This is a genomic window from Actinoplanes sp. NPDC004185 (genome assembly GCF_053603475.1).
Genome location: NZ_JBSGFR010000031.1, coordinates 64,816 through 82,790, shown reverse-complemented (window position 1 = coordinate 82,790; position 17,975 = coordinate 64,816). Strand labels below are relative to the sequence as shown.

Genomic DNA, 17,975 nt, shown 5'->3' with positions numbered 1-17,975 from the left:
CGGGTGCCGCTCAGCTGGTCTTGGCCGGTGTCCGGATGCGGCGCACCCGGGCTTTCCGCGTGGGCATTTCCTCAGGTCGCACGCCACAGCACCGATGGAGATCCTGGCCGCGGTGGTGGCCTCCGTGACGGAGAGGAACCGGTCGTGGTGTATCCGGTTGATGAGCGAGTCCTAACGGCACCGGCCGTTTCCCGTTCGATCAGTGTTGTCATCTGCAGCTATGCCGACTCGCGGTTCGGCGAGCTGCTGGACGCCTGTGCGTCGGTCCGGGCCCAGCTGGGCCCGGCTGACGAGCTGGTCGTGGTGATCGACCACAACGACGACCTGATGGCTCGGGTGCGGGCCGTACTGCCCTGGGCCCGGGTCGCCGGCAACGAGGGCCGGCGGGGTCTCTCCGACGCCCGCAACACCGGGGTCCGGCTCAGCCGCGGCGACGTGGTCGCCTTCCTCGACGACGACGCGGCGGCGCGGCCGGGGTGGCTGACCGGTCTGCGCGAGTCTTTCGCCAACGACGAGGTCGCGGTGGCCGGCACCGCGGTCGAGCCGCGCTGGGAGGGCGGCCGGCCGCCGAGCTGGTTCCCGCCCGAGTTCGGCTGGGTGGTCGGGTGCAGCTATCGCGGCCTGCCGGAGGTCAAGACGACGGTACGCAACCCGATCGGCGCCTCCATGGCGGTCCGGCGATCCGTGTTCGGGCAGGTGGGAGGCTTCTCGGGGGCGATCGGGCGGGTCGGCACGACCCCGGTCGGGTGCGAGGAGACCGAGTTCTGCATCCGGGTGGCTGCCCGGGACGGCAACATCGTGGTCTTCGACCCGGCGTCCGCGGTCGACCACTACGTCCCGGCTGTCCGGCAGACCATGCGGTACTTCGTGAGCCGGTGCTATCACGAGGGGCGGTCCAAGCGGATCGTGTCCATGCTCCAGGGCAGCCGCGCGGGTCTGGCCTCGGAACGGCGCTACGTCAAGGTCACGCTGCCGTCGGCGGTCCTGCTGGCCGTCACCGGCATGCGGCGCAACCCGGCGGGGCTGCTGCGGGGCGGCGTCGTCCTGGTCGGGCTGGGCAGCACCATTTTCGGCTACGTGGTCGAGTCGTTGCAGCATGGCGCGCTCACCTCAGCGAATCACTGATGGGAAACGCCATGGACGCGTCGTCCGTACTCTTCAGCATCATCATTCCCACCTTCGAGCGCCGGGACATCGTGCTGAACACCGTGTCGTCGGTGGTCGCCACCCGGCGGCCGTGGCCGTGCGAGCTGATCGTCGTGGTGGACGGCTCCCGGGACGGGACGGTGGAGGCCCTGCGGAGCCTCGACCTGCCGCTCCCGCTGACGGTCCACGAGCAGTCGAATCAGGGTTCCGCCGCGGCCCGCAACGCCGGCGCCGCCGCGGCCCGGGGCCGGTACCTGCTCTTCCTCGACGACGACATGACGGTGGAAGCCGACCTGCTGGTCGAGCACGAGAAGACCCTGGCGGCCGGGGCGGACGCGGTGGTCGGGCACATGGAGCTCGATCCGAGGTCGCCCCGCAACCTGCTGACCCGCGGTATCGAACGCTGGGCGGCTCAGCGCAAGGCGCGGCTCGACCGCTCCGAAGGCCGGCTCGGGGTCGGCGACTTCCTGAGCGGCCAGCTGTCGGTGCGGGCCGAGTGGTTCGCCCGGCTCGGCGGCTTCGACGCCGGCCTGACCGCCAACGGCACGTTCGGCGGCGAGGACACCGACCTGGTCTACCGGCTGCTGCAGGACGGCGCCCGCGTGCGGGCCAACCTGTCCGCGGTTTCGCACCAGCACTACGTCGTGTCCCCGGAGCAGAACATCCGGCAGTGGACGCAGGCCGGGCACGCCGACACCATGCTCGCGCGCAAGCATCCCGGCCTCGGCTCGATCCTGACCGCCAACCACGGCGGGCACACCGCCGCCGGCCGGCTCGTACGCGCCCTCGCGACGCTGCCGGACGGGCTGACCCGGGCGGCCGGCGAACTCGTGGTCCGGCGGGTCGGCCGGGGCCGCATGGACCTGCCCACCGAGTACCTGTTCGCGCGGTTCCGTGACTCGGTGTACTGGCGGGCCGTCCGGCAGAACGGCGGGCTCGACGTGGCGGCCGACGCCGGCCCGCGCATCCTGGCCTACCACGCGATCGCCGACGTCCCGGACAGCCGCGACCGGCAGTACGGCGTGCCTCCTGAGCTGTTCGCGGAACAGATCGCCGCGCTGCTCGAGGCCGGCCACCGCTTCATCGACGCCGACGATTTCCTCGACCACCTGGGCGGCCGGCCGCTCCCGCCCCGCAGTGTCCTGCTGACGTTCGACGACGCGTACTCCAGTGTGCTGACTGAGGCGGCGCCGGTCCTGGACCGGCTCGGGATCCGCGGGGTGGTCTGTGTCGTCGGCGACCAGATCGGCGGGTACAACGCCTGGGTCGCCGACCACGGCGGCGGGGCCCGGCTGCCGTTGCTGGACGCCGCTCAGCTCGCGGCGCTGCGGGCCGGCGGCTGGGAGATCGCGTCGCACAGCCGGCGGCACGCCCACCTCACCACGCTCGGCGCCGGCGAACTGCGCGCCGACATCCGCGCGTCGCGTGACGCTCTGGCCGCGGCCGGGCTCGGGACGCCACGGATCTTCGTCTATCCGTACGGGGAATACGATTCCCGCCTCCGTGGCCACGTCCGCCGGGCCGGTTTCGACGCCGCCTTCGCGGTCACCACCGATCACGCCCACCCCGGCCCGCGCAACCGGTACGCGCTGCCGCGGGTCGAGGTCAAGCGCGACACCACGCCGTCGGCGCTGCTCCGCATGGTCGCCGATCCGCCCCGGAACCGTCCCGGCGTCCGGGTCGGACGGGAGCTGCACGCCCTGGCCGCGGCTCTCGGCGTGCCGGCCACCTTGGCCCGCCTGCGCCGGGACGCGACCGTGCCCGGGGCGGACTCCCCGGCGGCGTGGTGCGGTGAGTTCGAGCTCTCCGGTGACTCGGCGCCCATCGGCGTCGTTGCGCCTCGGGATGAGACCACGATGCGGCTGCTCGTCCGTATGCACGGTGAGCCGCTGGGTTATCTGAGCCTGCCGCGGACCGGGACCGCCTCGGACGCGGTGGAGATCCGGGCCGCGGCCTGGCGCGAGTTCGGGGCCGCCCTCGAAGCGCACCTGGTCGCCGAGGGCGCCCCGATCCCGGCGGAGTCCGAGCGGCCCACGTGGCGTCCCGGCGCTGCGCCACCGGCCTGCCCCAACCGCGTCGACGCCGACGAGCTGTTCTCCGTCGTGGTCTGCACCCGCAACCGCAGTGAGTCGTTGCCCGCCTGTCTCGACCGGCTCGCGGCCCTCGACCACCCGGCGGTGGAATTCCTGATCGTCGACAACGCGCCGGATGACGCCTCGACCGAGCTGCTGGTCAAGTCGTACGCCGCGGCCGACGACCGGTTCCGCTACCTGTGCGAGCCCCGGCCCGGCCTGTCCCGCGCCCGCAACGCCGGCCTGGCCGCGGCGCGGGGACGCTACATCGCGTACACCGACGACGACGTCGCCGTCGACGCCGGCTGGCTCCGCGGCCTGGCCCGCGGTTTCCAGCGCCGCGCCGACGTCGTGTGCGTCACCGGCCTGGTCTGCACGGCGTCCATTTCCAACGACTCCGAGGCGTATTGCGACGCCCGGCTGCTGTCGTGGTCGACGCGCACCCGCCCGCAGTTGTTCGACATGTCGGCGAGCCGGCGCAACGACGCGCTGTACCCGTTCTCGGCGGGTATCTTCGGCACCGGGGCCAGCTTCGCGTTCGACCGGGAGCGGCTGGTCGGGCTCGGCGGGTTCGACGAGGCCCTCGGCGCCGGCACCCGCACCCGCGGCGGCGAGGACCTCGACGCCTTCGTCCGGGTGCTGCTCGGCGGCGGCGCCATCGCGTACGAGCCGTCCGCGGTCGTGTGGCACCACCACCGTGCGGACGAGGACTCGCTGCTGCAGCAGATGTACGGGTACGGGACCGGGCTGACCGCGTACCTCATGAAGCTGATGCTGCACGCCGACACCCGCATGCAGGTGCTGCGCCGGGTGCCCGCCGGCCTGGGCCGGATGGCGCAGATCAAGCGGCAGACCGACGAGCGGCTGGCCGCGTCGGTGACGGCGCCGCGCGGAGCCCTGCGCCGCGAGTTCACCGGCTACCTGGCCGGTCCCTGGCTGTACGCCGCGGCCCGCCGCGCGGCACGACGCTCGGAGGCCCGTACGTGACTGCCACCCTGTCGCACGTCGCTGCGCCGCGGGCTGCTGCCCCGGCCGAGGCGCCGCGGCCCGGCGACACCGCCCGGGCCCGGCTGGTCCTCTCGGCGATCAGCCTGGTCGCTCTGCTCATCGGCGTGGCCGGGCTGCTGACCGGCGCCGGGGACCTGCGGGCCGCCGGCATGCTCGGTTACCTGCTGATCGGGCTGGGCGCGGCGCCGTGGGCGCTCAGCCGGCGGATGGGCCTGGTCCAGCGCCTCGCGTTCACCGGGGGCACCTCGCTGGCTGTCCTGGTCGGGGTGTCGGCCGTGATGCTGCTGGGCCGGCTGTGGCAGCCGATGCTCTTCGCGGCGATCGTCTGCGTCGTCACCGCTCCGCTGCACGTCGCCGGGATCGCCGCCGCCGTCCGCGAACTCCCGGCGCGGTCCGCGTTCCCGCGGACGGCGCCTCCGCGGGCCCTGATGCTGGCGCTCGGCGGTGCGGCGCTCTGTGGCGTCGCGGCGCTCACCCACCGCCATCTCGAACCCGGGCTCTGGGGCTACCTGACCGACATCGGACCGCTGTGGTACCTGGGCCTGCTCCTCATCATCGCGGCGCTGGCCTCGGCCCGATCCGCCGACGAGGTCAGCCTGGGCGTCGGGGTGCTGCTCCTGATGCTGGTGATCACCGGTACGCCGGCCCTGGTCTACGACGGTCCGCGGATCCAGACCGCGGCCAAGCACCTCGAGTTCGTCCAGCAGATCCGCGACACCTTCCAGCTGCACACGCCGGTTGCCGTCTACAACGACTGGCCCGGTTTCTTCTCGGGCATGGCGTGGCTCAGCGACGTCGCCGGCCTCCGGGACCCGCTCGGTCTGGCCACCGCCTGGCCGGCGGTCATCGGTGTCGCCCGGGTGTTCGCGATGCGCTACTTCGCCGGTCAGCTGCTCGACGGCAGAACCCTGCCGTGGCTCGCCGCGGGACTCGGCGTCCTGGCCGACCCGCTCGGCCAGGACTACTTCTCGCCCCAGTCCGTCGGCCTCGTCCTCGGCCTGCTGATCCTGGGCGTCGCCCTGTCGTCCATGCGGGTCGCGGCCCGGGTGACGATCATGGTCCTGCTCGGTTCGGCCGTCACCGTGGCGCACCAGCTCAGCCCGTACATCATCGGAGGCACGCTCTGCGTGCTCGTGGTGTTCGGCCGCCTGCGCCCCTGGTGGATGCCGGCCGCCGTGCTGGTCCCGGTGTTCGTCTGGACCGGTGTGCACGCCGGTGACCTGGCGCAGTTCGTCTCGCTCGGCAGCGTCGGCGACGTCGGGAACTTCGGCGTCCCGCAGTCGTCGGTGACGCCGGGCCTGCACAAGCTGCCGATCGTCACGGTCACGCTGGTCGCCATGCTGGCCGGCGTCCTGCTGGTCGGCGTCCTCGCTCTGACGACCCTGATCCGGGGCCGCCGGCAGGTGCGGACCTGGGCCTTGGCGGTGTCGTCGGCGGTCGGGCTGGTGGCGGTCGCGATCAACCCGTACGGGAACGAGGGCATCTTCCGCGCCATCCTCTTCGCGCTGCCCTGGCTGGCCGTGCTCGCCGCCCCGGCCCTCGGCCGCGGCGCACCGGCGGCGGCCGGCCGCCGGACGCTGGCCGTCCTGCTGACCCTCTGCGCGACCTTCGCCGTCGCCGCGCACGGGCTGGACGCTTCGAACGTCCTGCGCAGACCGGACCAGGTGGCCCTGCACCGCTTCGTCGCGACCGGCTTGCGGCCGCCCGAGACCGGCTTCCTGCTCCTGCTGGGCCCGGCCGTCCTCGACCTGCCGATCGCCGCGCCGGAAGCGGGACAGACCCACGTCGTCCTCCGGCGCAGCGAGGTCGACCCGCAGGGCTTCGCACTCACCGGTACGTCCGCGGCGGCGAACCGGCAACACATCACCGATGAGTTCGTCCGCTACACCGCCGCCAGGTCACCGGCCGCACGCCGGTACGCCCTGTGGTCCCCGGCGTCGTCGGCCTACGGGTGGGAGTACGGGATGCACACCCGGCAGCAGTTCGAGGGACTGCGGGACTCGTTCGCCGCGTCACCGTCCTGGCGGGTCGTGTACTCGTCCGGCGGCACCGTCCTGTTCGAGTACACCGGCCCGTGACGGCGAAGGTGCGCGCCGAACCGGCGCCCGACGACCACGTGGCCCAGCTCTTCGGCCGCGACTCGCTGTACATGCTGATGTGGGCGGTGCAGATCGTCAGCGCGGCCGTGCTCACCCCGGTCACCACCCGCGTTCTCGGCCTGTCCTCGTTCGGCACGGTGACCTCGGCGAACGCCGTCATGCAGGTGCTCTTCGTCTTCGCCGGCCTGGGCCTGCAGACGGCGGTCCAGCGTGAGTACTCCGCCCGGGGCAACCCGCGGGGAGCCCGTCAACTGGTCCTGGCCGCCGTCGTGGTCATCGTGGCCATCTCGGCGCTGGCCTGGTGCACGATCGGCCTGTGGGCGGACGCCCTGCAGATGGCGGACGACGTGACCGCGCTGCGCCTGGCGGTGCTGTGGGCCGGCGCGTCGGCTCTGACCACCGTCTCCCTCGCGCTGCTGCGCAGCCAGGACAAGCTGGCCTTCTTCAGCGTGGTCGGCCTCGTGCAGTCGGTCGTCGCCGAGGCGCTGGCGCTGGGCCTGGTGAAGTTCTACCGGCCCACCGCCGAGGTCTTCCTCACCGGCCAGGTCGCCGCCGAGCTCCTGGCGGCTCTGCTGGGCCTGGCGCTGGCCCCACCGGCGCTCTTCCGGCTGAAGGACCGGGTGGTGCTGGCCCGGGCCCTGGCCTTCGCGCTGCCGCTGGTGCCGTCGGCGCTGAGCAGTTTCGTGCTGTCGACCTCCGACCGGCTGGTCATCGGGGCCGCGCTGGGCAGCGAGGAAGTGGCCCGCTACCAGGTCGCGTACAACATCGGGTCGATGCCGATGCTGCTGTTGTGGATCCTGCACTCGGCCTGGATGCCCCGGTTCTTCGCGATCACCAGCGACGCGGAACGGCGTACCGTGCTCGCCGAGAGCCGCGACGCCCTCTACCGGCTGCTGATCCCGATCGTGATCGGCTTCGCCTGCGGCGCTCCGCTGGTGCTGCGGGTCTGGGCGCCCTCGTCGTACCGGCCCGACAGCCTGCTCCTGCTGCTGTGCATCGTGCTGATCACGGTCATCCCGTCCGCCGGCCAGCTCGCGGCGACGAGGGCCCTGACGGCGGACGGCCGGACTGTGGTGATCGCCGTCATGACGATCCTCGCCGCGGCGCTCAACGTAGTGCTCAACCTCGTCCTGGTGCCCCGGCTGGGGCTGACCGGTTCCGCGCTGGCCACCCTGGCCGCGTACGCCTTCCTGCACGTCGCGCTGTCCATGGCCGGACGCGGCCGGCAGAAGGCTCCACCGCCGGCCCGGCTGTTGCAGCTGCAGCTCGCGGGAGTGGCCGTGTTCGCGGTGCTGTCGGCCGGCATCGCGGACACGCCGGTCGTGCTGGCCGTCCGCGTCGTCGCCGCCACCGGATGCGTCGTCTGGTTCCTGCGCGAGCTGATACGGATCGGGAAGAAGTCCGCCGACACGGTCCCGGCCGCCCCGGCGCCGCCGCAAGCGGCCGACGTGTCCGTTCGTCCGTGAAACCTGACCCGTGCGCCTGATCGCCAAGCTGGCAGCCGCAACCGCGTGGAGATCGCCATGTGGGCCTACGAGACCCGCCGGATCATCCCGGGACCCTGAGCTGGAGCTCCGGTGCGAAACCGGAGCTCCCTCGCTCATCGGCGTTTCTTGGGCAGGTCGAACTGGTCGGCGGCGCGGCAGTCCTTCTGGCCCCCGATCGCGGCGGGACCCAGGTCGGCGAGGGCTTCGCGGGCCCGTTGCCGGCCGAGGTTCCAGGCGTACCAGGGGTCGGGTTCCTTGAGGTCCTCGGCGATCCAGCTGAGCGTGCACCGGCGTACCGGATCGGGCAGTTCGGTCAGGGCCGGGGTCGCGTCGGCGGACAGCGCCCGCAGGTACCAGGCGTCGATCTTGCCGGAGCCCTCGTAGCGGGCCGCGTTGCGGCTGGCCACATAGCCCTCGGGGTCGAGGGCGGCGAGACCGAGCAGCATCAGCACGGCGAGACCGACGGTGGCTCCGGGAATCCAGCGGCCCCGCCACCTGAGGCCGGCCACCGCGATCAGCACGAAGATCACGCCGAGCAGCATCTCGGAGGCCATCACGAAGATCCGCTCACCGGTGAAGCTGTAGACCCGCTGGTACTCCCACATCCGGGACAGCGCGGACGCGACGATGATGACGCTCAGGGCGCAGAGCAGACCCAGCAGTACGCGGAGCAGCACCCGTTCCGCCGGCTGGTCCCGTTTCGCCCAGCGGGCCAGGCTCGCGATCAGCGCGAGGGACAACAGGGTGACCGCGACCAGCTGCCAGAAGCCGCTCCGGGCGTACTGCGAGTAGCTGAGCCCGGCCGTCTTCAGCACGTGCCGGCTGCCTCCGAACAGCACGGTGAACTGCACGGCGACGAAACCGCCGAAGAGCAGCACGAGCGCGGCGCCGGCCGGCGCCCACTCGAGCAGGCCGAACCTGCCCTTGCCCTCGGTGTCCAGGCTGGACGTCGACGGCGGTGCGGCCAGCGTGTAGATCCCGGATACGGCGAGCAGGGCACCGGCCCCGGCCAGGAAGATCCACTGGAAGACCGAGTCGATGCCCAGATCGGGGATGGCGTGGTCCAGCAGCTGGGAGAACGCGACGTCGGCGGACGACAGCAGCGCGCCGAAGACGAGCAGCACCACCGCGGTGAGGACGACCGAGAAGAAGATCCGCCGGGCGATGCCCGGATTGCGGCCCGCTTTCAGGTGGCTGCGGACCCACGGGATGCCGGCGAGTGCGGCGTACGGGGCAGCCACCAGGCTGAACAGGATCGATCTGATCTGTCGGCCGCCGACGATGGCCAGCGCGGTGCAGCCGATCGCGCCCAGCACACTGAACGTCACCAGCCACCACGCGTTGCGGAACGCCGGGACGAGCAGCAGGGCCAGCGCCGCCACAGCCCAGCCGGAGCGGATCAGCCGCTCGCGGCGCGGCAGATCGGCGGACTTCCGGACGGCGAATGCGACACCCAGTGTCAGGGCCAGCCAGCCGAGGAACCAGCCGATCCCCACCCGGTTCAGCGGCAGGAAGATCAGGAAGCCGAGGGCACCGGCGAGCACGCCGGCCGGGACGGCCCAGCCCAGCGTCTTCTTCGGTCCGGGCCAGTGCTTCTCGCGGAAGGTCTGCCACGCGCTCGGCGGCCGCTCGTACGTGCCGAGCGGGCGCGGCGGGTACAGGGGCGTATGGGGATGCGGACGCTGAGGAGCCGGTGGCAGAGGTTGCGGCGGGACGGCCGAGGGGGGTGTGGCCGGGCTCTTGACAGCTGCCGGAGCGGCCGCAGCCGGTGTGGTGACGGCCGGTGTGGTGACGGCCGGTGTGGTGACGGCCGGTGTGGTGACAGCCGGCGCCGCGACGGCCGGGGTGGTGACGGCCGGCGCCGTGACGGCCGGGGTGGTGACGGCTGGGGTGGTGACGGTCGGGGTTGGCGCGGGTTTCTGGGGTTGGTCGGCCGGTTTGGTGGGGGCCGGTCTGGCGGGGGCCGGGGCCGACGCCTGGGCCGGAACCATCGGCACGAAGATCGCATATCCCTGCGTACCGGGCGGCACCAGGACCGGTATCGCCCAGGCGGGTTGCCCCTCGGCCCCCGGCCAGGCCAGCGACGGGATCGCGTCGGTGGGCGGCATGACCAGCAGCTGAGGTGCCGGCGGCGGGGCCGCGGCGGCGGCCTTCGCCGCCTGGGGATCAGGCTGTTTCGGTGGCAGATCCGCCACTTCACCCTCCTCGGTGGTCAGTTCGGCCCGCGATGAGCCGATCGTGCGGCCTTTGTACGTTGGGACGGTCCCGTACCGCCGCGACGACCGGAGAGTAGCCTGCGGGAACAAGGACCGCCCGCACCGACGCTGGCATGGGTGTGATCAACGCCGATGTTCGTCTCTCGCTGCTGGACCGGTCACGCACCCGTAGCGGCGAGACGGACGGTGCGGCGCTCCGGGGCACCGTCACTCGCGCCATGCGGGCTGAGCAGCTCGGCTATCACCGCTTCTGGGTCGCGGAGCACCACGGCGTCCCCGGGATAGCCGGTGCCGCCCCGGCACCGCTGCTGACCGCCGTCGCCGGCGCCACGACGGTGATCCGGCTCGGCTCGGCCGGTGTCATGCTGCCGCACCACCAGCCGCTCGTCGTCGCCGAGCAGTTCGCCACGGTGTCCGCCTTCGCGCCGGGCCGCGTCGACCTCGGGCTGGGCCGGTCGCCGGGCTTCACCGCGCCGGTGCGCCGGGCCCTGCGGCAGGCCGACGGCGACTTCGCCGCCGACCTCGCCGAGCTGCGTGGCTTCCTCACCGGTACGGCGGAGATCACCCTGCACCCGCAGCCGGACGGCCCCATCCCGCTGTACGTGCTGGCCACCGGAACCGGCCTGCGGATCGCGGCACACCTGGGCCTGCCGGTGATCGCGGGCGGCCCGCTGCTCGGCGCCGACGGTGCCCAGGCGCTGGCCGACTACCGGCGTACCTTCGAACCCTCCGCCCAGCAACCCGAACCGTGGCTGGCCATCAGCCTGGACGTGCTGGTCGCCGACACCGACGCGGAAGCCACCGACCTGCTGCTTCCCGAGGCGTGGGCGATGGCCCGAAGCCGTACGACCGGGGTGTTCCCGCCGCTCGAACCGGTGGCTGCCGCCCGCGCCGCGGCCCGTACCCCGCGCCAGCAGCAGTACGTCGACCAGATCACCGCCGCGGCGATCACCGGCTCACCGGACCGGGTGCAACGCCGCCTCACCGAGATCCTCGACCGCACCGGAGCCGCCGAACTGGTCGCCACCGGCAGCACCTTCGACCGCGACGCTCTGCACGCCTCGGACGCCGCCCTGGCCGCGATGTTCCTGCGCCCCTGACGGCCGGGCGGGCTTCCCGTATTCTTCTCGGGCCATGAGCGACGACGCCCTGATCACCAGCCTCACCGCCGCCGTCGACGCGCGGCCCGACGACCTGACGCTGCGCTTGCATGTCGCCGGGGTGCTCATCGACCTCGGCCGGGCGGCCGACGCGGTGCCGCACGCCGGGCTGGTGCTCGCGCGGGATCCCGGCAACCAGGCCGCGCAGGAGCTCATGCGGCGCGCCCTCACCACGACCGCGCCGGGCGCGGGGACGCCCGCCGGGCAGCCGGGCCACGAGCCGGTCGCCCCGACCGCCGATCCGGGTGAGCGCCAGGACGACCTGCTGGGGGCGTACGAGCAGGAGCTGTCCGATGTCGTGCCGCCCCGCTACGTCACCGGGGAGAAACCGGCCGGTGCCTCGCCCGTACCCCATCCCGCGGGTGATCTGCCGGAACCGGTCCGCGGAGATGGCGACCGGCAGTTCGACGTCGAGTCGTCGAAGGTGCGGCTGGCCGACGTCGGCGGCATGGACGCCGTCAAGGAACGCCTGGAGCTCTCCTTCCTGGGCCCGCTGCGCGACCCGGAACTGCGCAAGTTGTACGGCAAGAGCCTGCGGGGCGGCCTGATGCTGTACGGCCCGCCCGGCTGCGGCAAGACGTTCCTGGCCCGGGCCGTCGCCGGTGAGATGGGCGCCCGGTTCATGTCGTTGTCCATCGTCGACGTCCTGGACATGTGGATCGGCAACTCCGAGCGCAACCTGCACGAGTTGTTCCAGACGGCGCGGCGCAACGCCCCGTGCGTGCTCTTCCTCGACGAGGTCGACGCCCTCGGCCAGAAGCGGTCCCAGACCCACTCCAGCGCGATGCGCACCGTGGGCAACCAGCTGCTCGCCGAGCTGGACGGCATCGACGCCGACAACGAGGGGGTGTTCGTGCTCGCCGCGACGAACACGCCCTGGCAGGTCGACCCGGCGCTGCGCCGTCCCGGCCGGCTCGACCGGATGGTGCTGGTGCTGCCGCCGGACGCGGCCGCCCGGGACGCGATCATCCAGCTCAGCCTGCGCGACCGCCCGATCGCCGGCATCGACCTGCCGCGGATCGTCGCGGCGACCGAGGACTTCTCCGGCGCCGATCTCACCCACCTGTGCGAGACCGCGGCCGAATACGCGATGGCCGACTCGATGCGCAGCGGCAAGGTCCGGATGATCGGCCAGCCCGACTTCGACCGGGCCCTGGGCGAGGTCCGGCCGTCCACCGGCCCGTGGTTCGCCACGGCCCGCAACGTCGCGATGTTCAGCAACGAAGGCGGCGCCTACGACGACCTCGTCGCGTACCTCAAGGCGCGGAAGATGCTGCGATAACCGCACCGACGCCGCTCGAGGAGATGGCGGCCCGGGCCCGGCACCTGCTGGCCGTGGGGCGCCCGGACGACGCCGCGCCGCTGGTCGAGCGGCACCTCGCCGAGCACCCGGACGACGTGGTCGCGCTCGTCCTGCTGAGCGTGTGCCGGCACGCCACCGGACGCCACGACGAGGCCATCGCGGTGGCTGCCCACGCTGTCGCACTGGCGCCGGAGCTCCCGTTCGCCCACCGGCAGCTCGCCGCCCTGCTGATGGAGACCGGGCGCGCCGGTGAGAGCCTCGCCGCGGCGCACACGGCCCGCGAGCTCGGTCCCGAGGACCACCGCAACGAGCTCGTGATGGTGTACGCGCTGCTCGCGGCCGGCGGCACCGGCAACATCGCGGCCGCCGACAAGGCCGCGGTACGGGCCCGGCGGCTCGCGCCGGAGGATCCGATGGTGCACGTGGCCGACGGTGATGTGCAGCGCCGCATGGCCCGGTTCGGCCCGGCCCGGACGGCGTACGAGCGGGCCTTGGCGCTGGCCCCCGATGACCCGGTCGCGTTGTCCTCGCTGGCGGAGCTGGACGCCGGCCGCGGGTACGCGCTGAGCGCCTCACCGCTGCTGGCCGCGTCTCTGGCTGCCGCGCCGACCGACGAGTCCGTCGTGCGTACGGCCACCCGCAGCGCCCGGGCGGCGCTCTGGCTGATCACCGACGTCGCCAGCCTGATCCTGGTGGTCACCTCGCTGGCCGCGTTCGCGCTGCGGACGCAGGTGGACGGCCCGGCCGGCGTCGGGGCGGCCGTGCTGACGGCCGGATGCGGTACAGCCGGCGCCGCGGCGTACGTGCGGTGGCGGCTGCGGGCGCTGTCCGGCCCGACCCGGGTGCTGATCCGCCAGAATCTGCGCCGGCCGACGTTCGCGGCGGCCATACTGCGGGTGGTGGTGACGGCGTTGGCCGCGGTGCTGTTCGCGGTCGACCCCGATCCCGAAGGGGCCGGTGGGGTCAAGGTGTTCGCCATGCCGGCGACCTCGCTGCCGTTCATCCTGCTGGTGCTTCGGGCCCGTAACTGGTTCGCCCGCGAGGTGTCGTGGCTGGTCCGCCGAGGCTGGTTCAGTGTGGCCGCGGGCCGCCGGGAAGCCGCGCCGCAGGACTGACGCCGGCTCGGTGGCCCTGCCGCGCTCCGGAGGGCGATCGTTCAGGCGGTCAGGAGCTCGCGACGCCGGCGTTCGGCCCGTTGCAGGTTGACCGAGAACTGGGTCGTGTCGAACCAGGTGGGGAAGGCCTTGGCCAGGCGGCTCGGCCCGAGGAACCGGGCGTGTCCGTTGGCGACCATGTCGCGGAAGGGCACTATTCCGACGAGCCAGCGGTGCATCTGGGCGGTGTCGGCTTCGAGGGCGAGATCGACGGGCAGGCCCTGGTCGTCCTTGCAGACCGTGATGCCGGGACGCTGGATGTCCAGCCAGCCCTGGGCGCCACCGGCCCCGGTGAGCACGACGTGCACCACGGTGCGGGTCTCGGGAAGCTTGGCGGGGATGGCGACCTGGTGCGTGCGCCAGATCAGCGTCAGGCCATCGCATTCCTCGTCGGTCGGATCGCCGAACATCCATTCAGCGGCCCAGGCGCCCATCGCCCACACGATGGGGGTCAGCGCCTGACCGGCCGCCGTCAGGGCATAGACGCCCGGCAGGCCGGCCCGGCTCGCCTCGTGCGTCAGCAAGCCCCGTCGCTGAAGCTCGCGCAGCCGCTGCGCGAGCAGGGTGCGGCTCATCCGGGGAAGCCCACGATGGATCTCGTTGAAGCCGCGGGCACCGACCATCACCTCGCGAATGATCAACGGGGTCCAGCGGTCTCCCAGCACCTCGGCGCCGGCCGCGATCGGGCAGTACTCCCGGCGATTCATCTGGCCATCGTGCTCGCTCACGGCGCCACCCGGTAGTACGGATCCTGTACCGCCGGGACCCTGCCGGCCGGTGGCCCGGCCGGGCCACCGGTCCGGTTCGTCGCCTTCGCCCGGCGATCGGAGCCCACCTGCGGCGGTACGACATCGTCACTGGTCGCCCTGGTCGCCGGACCCCCATCCTCGGTGACAGGCATTCAGCCAGGTCCGTCGTGGACCTGGGCCGAGGAGCGGAGACACGAAATGACTGCGACCGACATCCGGCCGATCGATCAGGGAAAACTCGAGGCGTTCGTCGGGCAGGCGGTCCTCGACATGGGCGCGGCCATCTCGGGGCTGCTGCTGCACCTCGGCGATCGGCTGGGCCTCTACAAGGCGATGGCCGGCGCCGGGCCGATCACGTCGGCCACGCTGGCCCACCGGACCGGCACCACCGAGCGGTACGTCCGGGAATGGCTGGGCAACCAGGCCGCCGGCGGCTATGTCGTCTTCCACCCGGGGGACGGCACCTACGAGCTGCCTCCGGAGCAGGCCATGGTGGTCGCGAACGAGGACAGTCCGGTCTTCCTCGGCGGCGCGTTCGAGACCATCGCCTCCTGTTACGCCGACCACGACGCGTTCGTGAACGCGTTCCGCACCGGGGCGGGAGTCGGCTGGCACGAGCACGACGACCGGCTGTTCTCCGGCGTGCTGCGGTTCTTCCGCCCCGGCTACGCCGCCCACCTGGTCGGGCAGTGGCTGCCGGCCCTGGACGGAGTGGTGGACAAGCTGCGCTCGGGGGCGAGGGTCGCCGACGTCGGGTGCGGGCTCGGCGCGTCGACCATCATCATGGCCCAGGCGTTCGAACGCTCGTCGTTCGTGGGCATCGACCTGCACCAGCCGTCGATCGATGCCGCCCGCGAGGCGGCGGTCCGGGCCGGCGTGAGCGGGCGGGTGCGGTTCGACCTTGCGCCGGCGAAGGACCTGCCGGGCCACGGGTACGACCTGGTGTGCCTGTTCGACACCCTGCACGACATGGGCGACCCGGTCGGGAGCGCACGTCGCATCCGGCAGGCCCTGGCCCCGGACGGCACCCTGCTGCTGGTCGAGCCGGCGGCCGGCGACGCGGTCGAGGACAACCTGAACCCGGTGGGGCGGGCCTACTACGGCCTGTCCACGGTCATCTGTACCCCGGGCTCGCTGGCTCAGGACGTCGGGCTGGGACTGGGAGCACAGGCCGGTGAACAGCGGTTGACGGCGGTGCTGCACGAGGCCGGCTTCACCCAGGTGCGCCGGGCGACCGAAACCCCGTTCAACATCATCCTGGAGGCCAGGATGTGACTATCGCTCCATGGAGCATCATGGCGACGTCGCAACGGACGGAGAACGGCAGTGAGCGCCGATGACAACACGTATGTACGCGATCAGAATGCCCGGGTCGACCCGATCTTCACTCTCGGGATGATGACCGTCGCGGGTCTGCGGGACATCCTCGCTGATCTGCCCGACGATGCCGTGGTGGTCGTCGCGAGGGACGGAGCCGGTGGGGACGAGTGCTCGCCGCTGGCCGACGTGGAGGAGGGCTGGTACTTCCCGGCAGCCGGTGATTCCGCTCCGCTCGGGCGCGACGGCGACGGCAATGTCCACGAGCCCGGCTCCGGCGACCTGTACGCCGTGCTGCTCCGTCCCACCCGCTGACCCTCACCGCGTGCGGAGGTAGACCGCCTCGACGCCGCGGGCGGGCCCGGGCACCAGGTTCGTCGCCATCGACACGAAGGCGACGCGGTGGCCGTGCGCATCGATCGCCGGGTCGTTGCTGTCGCTGTCGGACTGTCCGCCCGTTGCCGGCATGCTCACCCGGGTGTTGCGCCCGGTGCGCAGGTCCCGGACGAACACGTCGGCGAGCTCATTGGTGTCGCCCGCCACGATGGTGGGGTCCGGCGACACGAAGGCGGCGTAGCGTCCGGTCTCGCTCAGTGCGGCCTGGCCGCTGCCCATGCTCAGCTGGCCACCGGTACGCGAAACGCTCACCCGGCGGGTCGTGCCGTACCGGCGGTCCCGCAGGAACACGTCCGAAACGTCGTTGACGTCCCCGGGGACCAGGTTCGCTCCGGTCGACGCGAACAGGACGTACCGGCCACCGGCGCTGACCCCGCCGAGGTTGCTCTCCCCGTCGGCCGGTACGCCCTCGCTCGACCGGCTGACCATCGTGGTCGTACGGGTCCGCAGGTCACGCAGGTAGACCTCCCACAGTCCGGTCGCGTCGACGGCGAGGTTGCCGGAATCCGAGGTGAAAGCCACGTACCGGCCGTCGGCGCTGACAGCCGGCTGGTAGCTCTCGGCGTTGCCGCGGTGGCCCTGGCTGGACACGCTGACCTGCTCGATGCGCGCGGTGCCGCGACGCCAGACGAAGACGTCGGCCGTGTCGTTGGTGTCGCCGGGCAGAACGGGGTTGCGACTGCTGAAAGCGATCACGCGGCCGTCGCGGCTGATCGACGGGCTGTCCGCGTACGGTGCGTACGACGCTCCTTCGCCGGCCGGCGGGATGCGTACCGTGCTGCCGGCCCGCCGGTCGTGCAGGAAGAGGTTGCCCGTCGGGTTGGGATCGCCGGCGGTCACGTTCGTGGCCCAGGACACGAAGGCGATGTAGCGACCGTCGCCGCTGATGGTGGGCTGGTAGCTCGCTCCGTCGAGTTGCCGGCCGGTGTCGGACAGGCTGACCCGGCTGATGACGCCCTTGCGGAGGTCGCGGACGAACACGTCCCAGCTTCGGTTGGTGTCCCCGCGGACCAGGTCGGAGGCGGCGGAGGTGAACGCCACGTACCGGCCGTTCGCGGAGATGGCCGGTTCGTTGCTGAAGTTGCCGGGTGGTCCGCCGGTCAGAGACTCGCTGACCCGGATCGTCGTCGCCCGGGGGGAGGGCCGACGCGGGCGTGCCCCAGGCGCCGGCGCTGAGCGAAACGACTGCGGTGGCGGCGGCGAGGGCCCGAGAAACCATGGTCATATCCCTCTGTCCGAGGACGCGGCGACCTGCCCTTCAGACTGTCCACCCTCGTGCCGTCGACGGGCAATAGCCGAGGGTCCGCTACAGCACGACCTCGAATCCGCCGCCGAAAAAATCTATGTCCAGATCACTAGACAAGCTCGGTCGGCTTGGCTAACGTTGTGCGGGTTGACAGCAGAGATCGCCGGAAAACGCAGACGATCTGACCGAGCGTTACGCAGGGCCCGGATGTTCTCGTGGCTCGCTCGGCCCGGCGGTGAGCTCATGTCACCGCAGCAGTGAGCAAGGCAAGTGCACCGCAAGACCCCGGCGTAAGTCCAGGTCGGGGCACATCAGGCGGGGCCGAGGCTGGTTCAGGGTTCCGCTTGGGAAATCGTCCGTCGCACGTGTGCGAGGCCGTGAAGTCGCGTGGGGCTTCGACACCGGCGGACAGCTCGACAGTACGACAGCAGTGGATTTGGAAGCAGAGGAAAGGGAGGGCCGAGCACCGTTGGATCGCCCGCCACAGCCGGTCAGTTCAGTGCTGGGGTGGACACCGCAGTTTCCATCGAACGAGAGGTGGTCTCCGGTCACGCTTATGCGATCCTCGCACCCGAAACCGTCACTGGCGGTAGGTGCGGATACGACAAACCGACGTACCTGT

The 17,975-nt window shown here is 72.3% G+C and carries 12 protein-coding genes; 9 read left to right on the top strand and 3 right to left on the bottom strand.

What is annotated here, in order from left to right; genetic code table 11:
• The first annotated feature begins 144 nt into the window (after window positions 1-144).
• From ACWEOZ_RS28815 to ACWEOZ_RS28800, 4 genes are read left to right on the top strand one after another with little or no spacing between them, the layout of a single operon-like run.
• Window positions 145-1,125, top strand: a complete 981-nt coding sequence (locus ACWEOZ_RS28815) for a glycosyltransferase family 2 protein (protein ID WP_451913792.1) — start codon at window positions 145-147, stop codon at window positions 1,123-1,125.
• Entirely contained in the window at window positions 1,125-4,205 is a 3,081-nt protein-coding gene (locus ACWEOZ_RS28810) for a glycosyltransferase (RefSeq protein WP_451913791.1), read from the top strand. The genes ACWEOZ_RS28815 and ACWEOZ_RS28810 overlap by 1 nt, the downstream gene beginning before the upstream one ends.
• On the top strand, window positions 4,202-6,304 hold the full coding sequence (locus tag ACWEOZ_RS28805; RefSeq protein WP_451913790.1) for a hypothetical protein: 2,103 nt from the start codon (window positions 4,202-4,204) through the stop codon (window positions 6,302-6,304). Before ACWEOZ_RS28810 ends, ACWEOZ_RS28805 begins: the two co-directional genes overlap by 4 nt.
• Window positions 6,301-7,791: a lipopolysaccharide biosynthesis protein gene (locus tag ACWEOZ_RS28800; protein WP_451913789.1), complete on the top strand. Its 1,491-nt coding sequence runs from the start codon at window positions 6,301-6,303 to the stop codon at window positions 7,789-7,791. The genes ACWEOZ_RS28805 and ACWEOZ_RS28800 overlap by 4 nt, the downstream gene beginning before the upstream one ends.
• Before the next feature lie 134 nt (window positions 7,792-7,925).
• Here the strand turns inward: ACWEOZ_RS28800 and ACWEOZ_RS28795 are convergent, their stop codons facing one another.
• Window positions 7,926-10,007 (bottom strand): DUF4153 domain-containing protein, encoded by a 2,082-nt coding sequence (locus tag ACWEOZ_RS28795; protein ID WP_451913788.1) that lies wholly within the window; start codon window positions 10,005-10,007, stop codon window positions 7,926-7,928.
• Window positions 10,008-10,141: 134 nt separating this feature from the next.
• Here ACWEOZ_RS28795 and ACWEOZ_RS28790 point away from each other — a divergent pair, with 134 nt between their 5' ends.
• From ACWEOZ_RS28790 to ACWEOZ_RS28780, 3 genes are read left to right on the top strand one after another with little or no spacing between them, the layout of a single operon-like run.
• The gene (locus ACWEOZ_RS28790) at window positions 10,142-11,128 is read left to right on the top strand and encodes an MsnO8 family LLM class oxidoreductase (RefSeq protein ID WP_451913787.1); all 987 of its coding nucleotides are present in this window, start codon (window positions 10,142-10,144) and stop codon (window positions 11,126-11,128) included.
• 34 nt (window positions 11,129-11,162) lie between these two features.
• Window positions 11,163-12,470 (top strand): AAA family ATPase, encoded by a 1,308-nt coding sequence (locus ACWEOZ_RS28785; protein WP_451913786.1) that lies wholly within the window; start codon window positions 11,163-11,165, stop codon window positions 12,468-12,470.
• Between the two features lie 23 nt (window positions 12,471-12,493).
• Window positions 12,494-13,606 carry a tetratricopeptide repeat protein gene (locus ACWEOZ_RS28780; RefSeq protein WP_451913785.1) on the top strand — a complete coding sequence of 371 codons (1,113 nt, stop codon included), beginning with the start codon at window positions 12,494-12,496 and terminating at the stop codon, window positions 13,604-13,606.
• Window positions 13,607-13,647: 41 nt separating this feature from the next.
• Here ACWEOZ_RS28780 and ACWEOZ_RS28775 read toward each other — a convergent pair whose 3' ends face one another.
• Window positions 13,648-14,352 (bottom strand): winged helix-turn-helix transcriptional regulator, encoded by a 705-nt coding sequence (locus ACWEOZ_RS28775; protein WP_451913784.1) that lies wholly within the window; start codon window positions 14,350-14,352, stop codon window positions 13,648-13,650.
• Between the two features lie 240 nt (window positions 14,353-14,592).
• On the opposite strand from ACWEOZ_RS28775, the gene ACWEOZ_RS28770 reads away from it, so the two are divergent.
• Complete coding sequence (locus ACWEOZ_RS28770) at window positions 14,593-15,669, top strand: class I SAM-dependent methyltransferase (protein WP_451913783.1); 1,077 nt, start codon at window positions 14,593-14,595, stop codon at window positions 15,667-15,669.
• Window positions 15,670-15,720: 51 nt separating this feature from the next.
• Window positions 15,721-16,026 (top strand): hypothetical protein, encoded by a 306-nt coding sequence (locus ACWEOZ_RS28765; protein WP_451913782.1) that lies wholly within the window; start codon window positions 15,721-15,723, stop codon window positions 16,024-16,026.
• 3 nt (window positions 16,027-16,029) lie between these two features.
• Here ACWEOZ_RS28765 and ACWEOZ_RS28760 read toward each other — a convergent pair whose 3' ends face one another.
• Window positions 16,030-17,148 carry a TolB family protein gene (locus ACWEOZ_RS28760; protein ID WP_451913781.1) on the bottom strand — a complete coding sequence of 373 codons (1,119 nt, stop codon included), beginning with the start codon at window positions 17,146-17,148 and terminating at the stop codon, window positions 16,030-16,032.
• Window positions 17,149-17,975 lie beyond the last annotated feature (827 nt).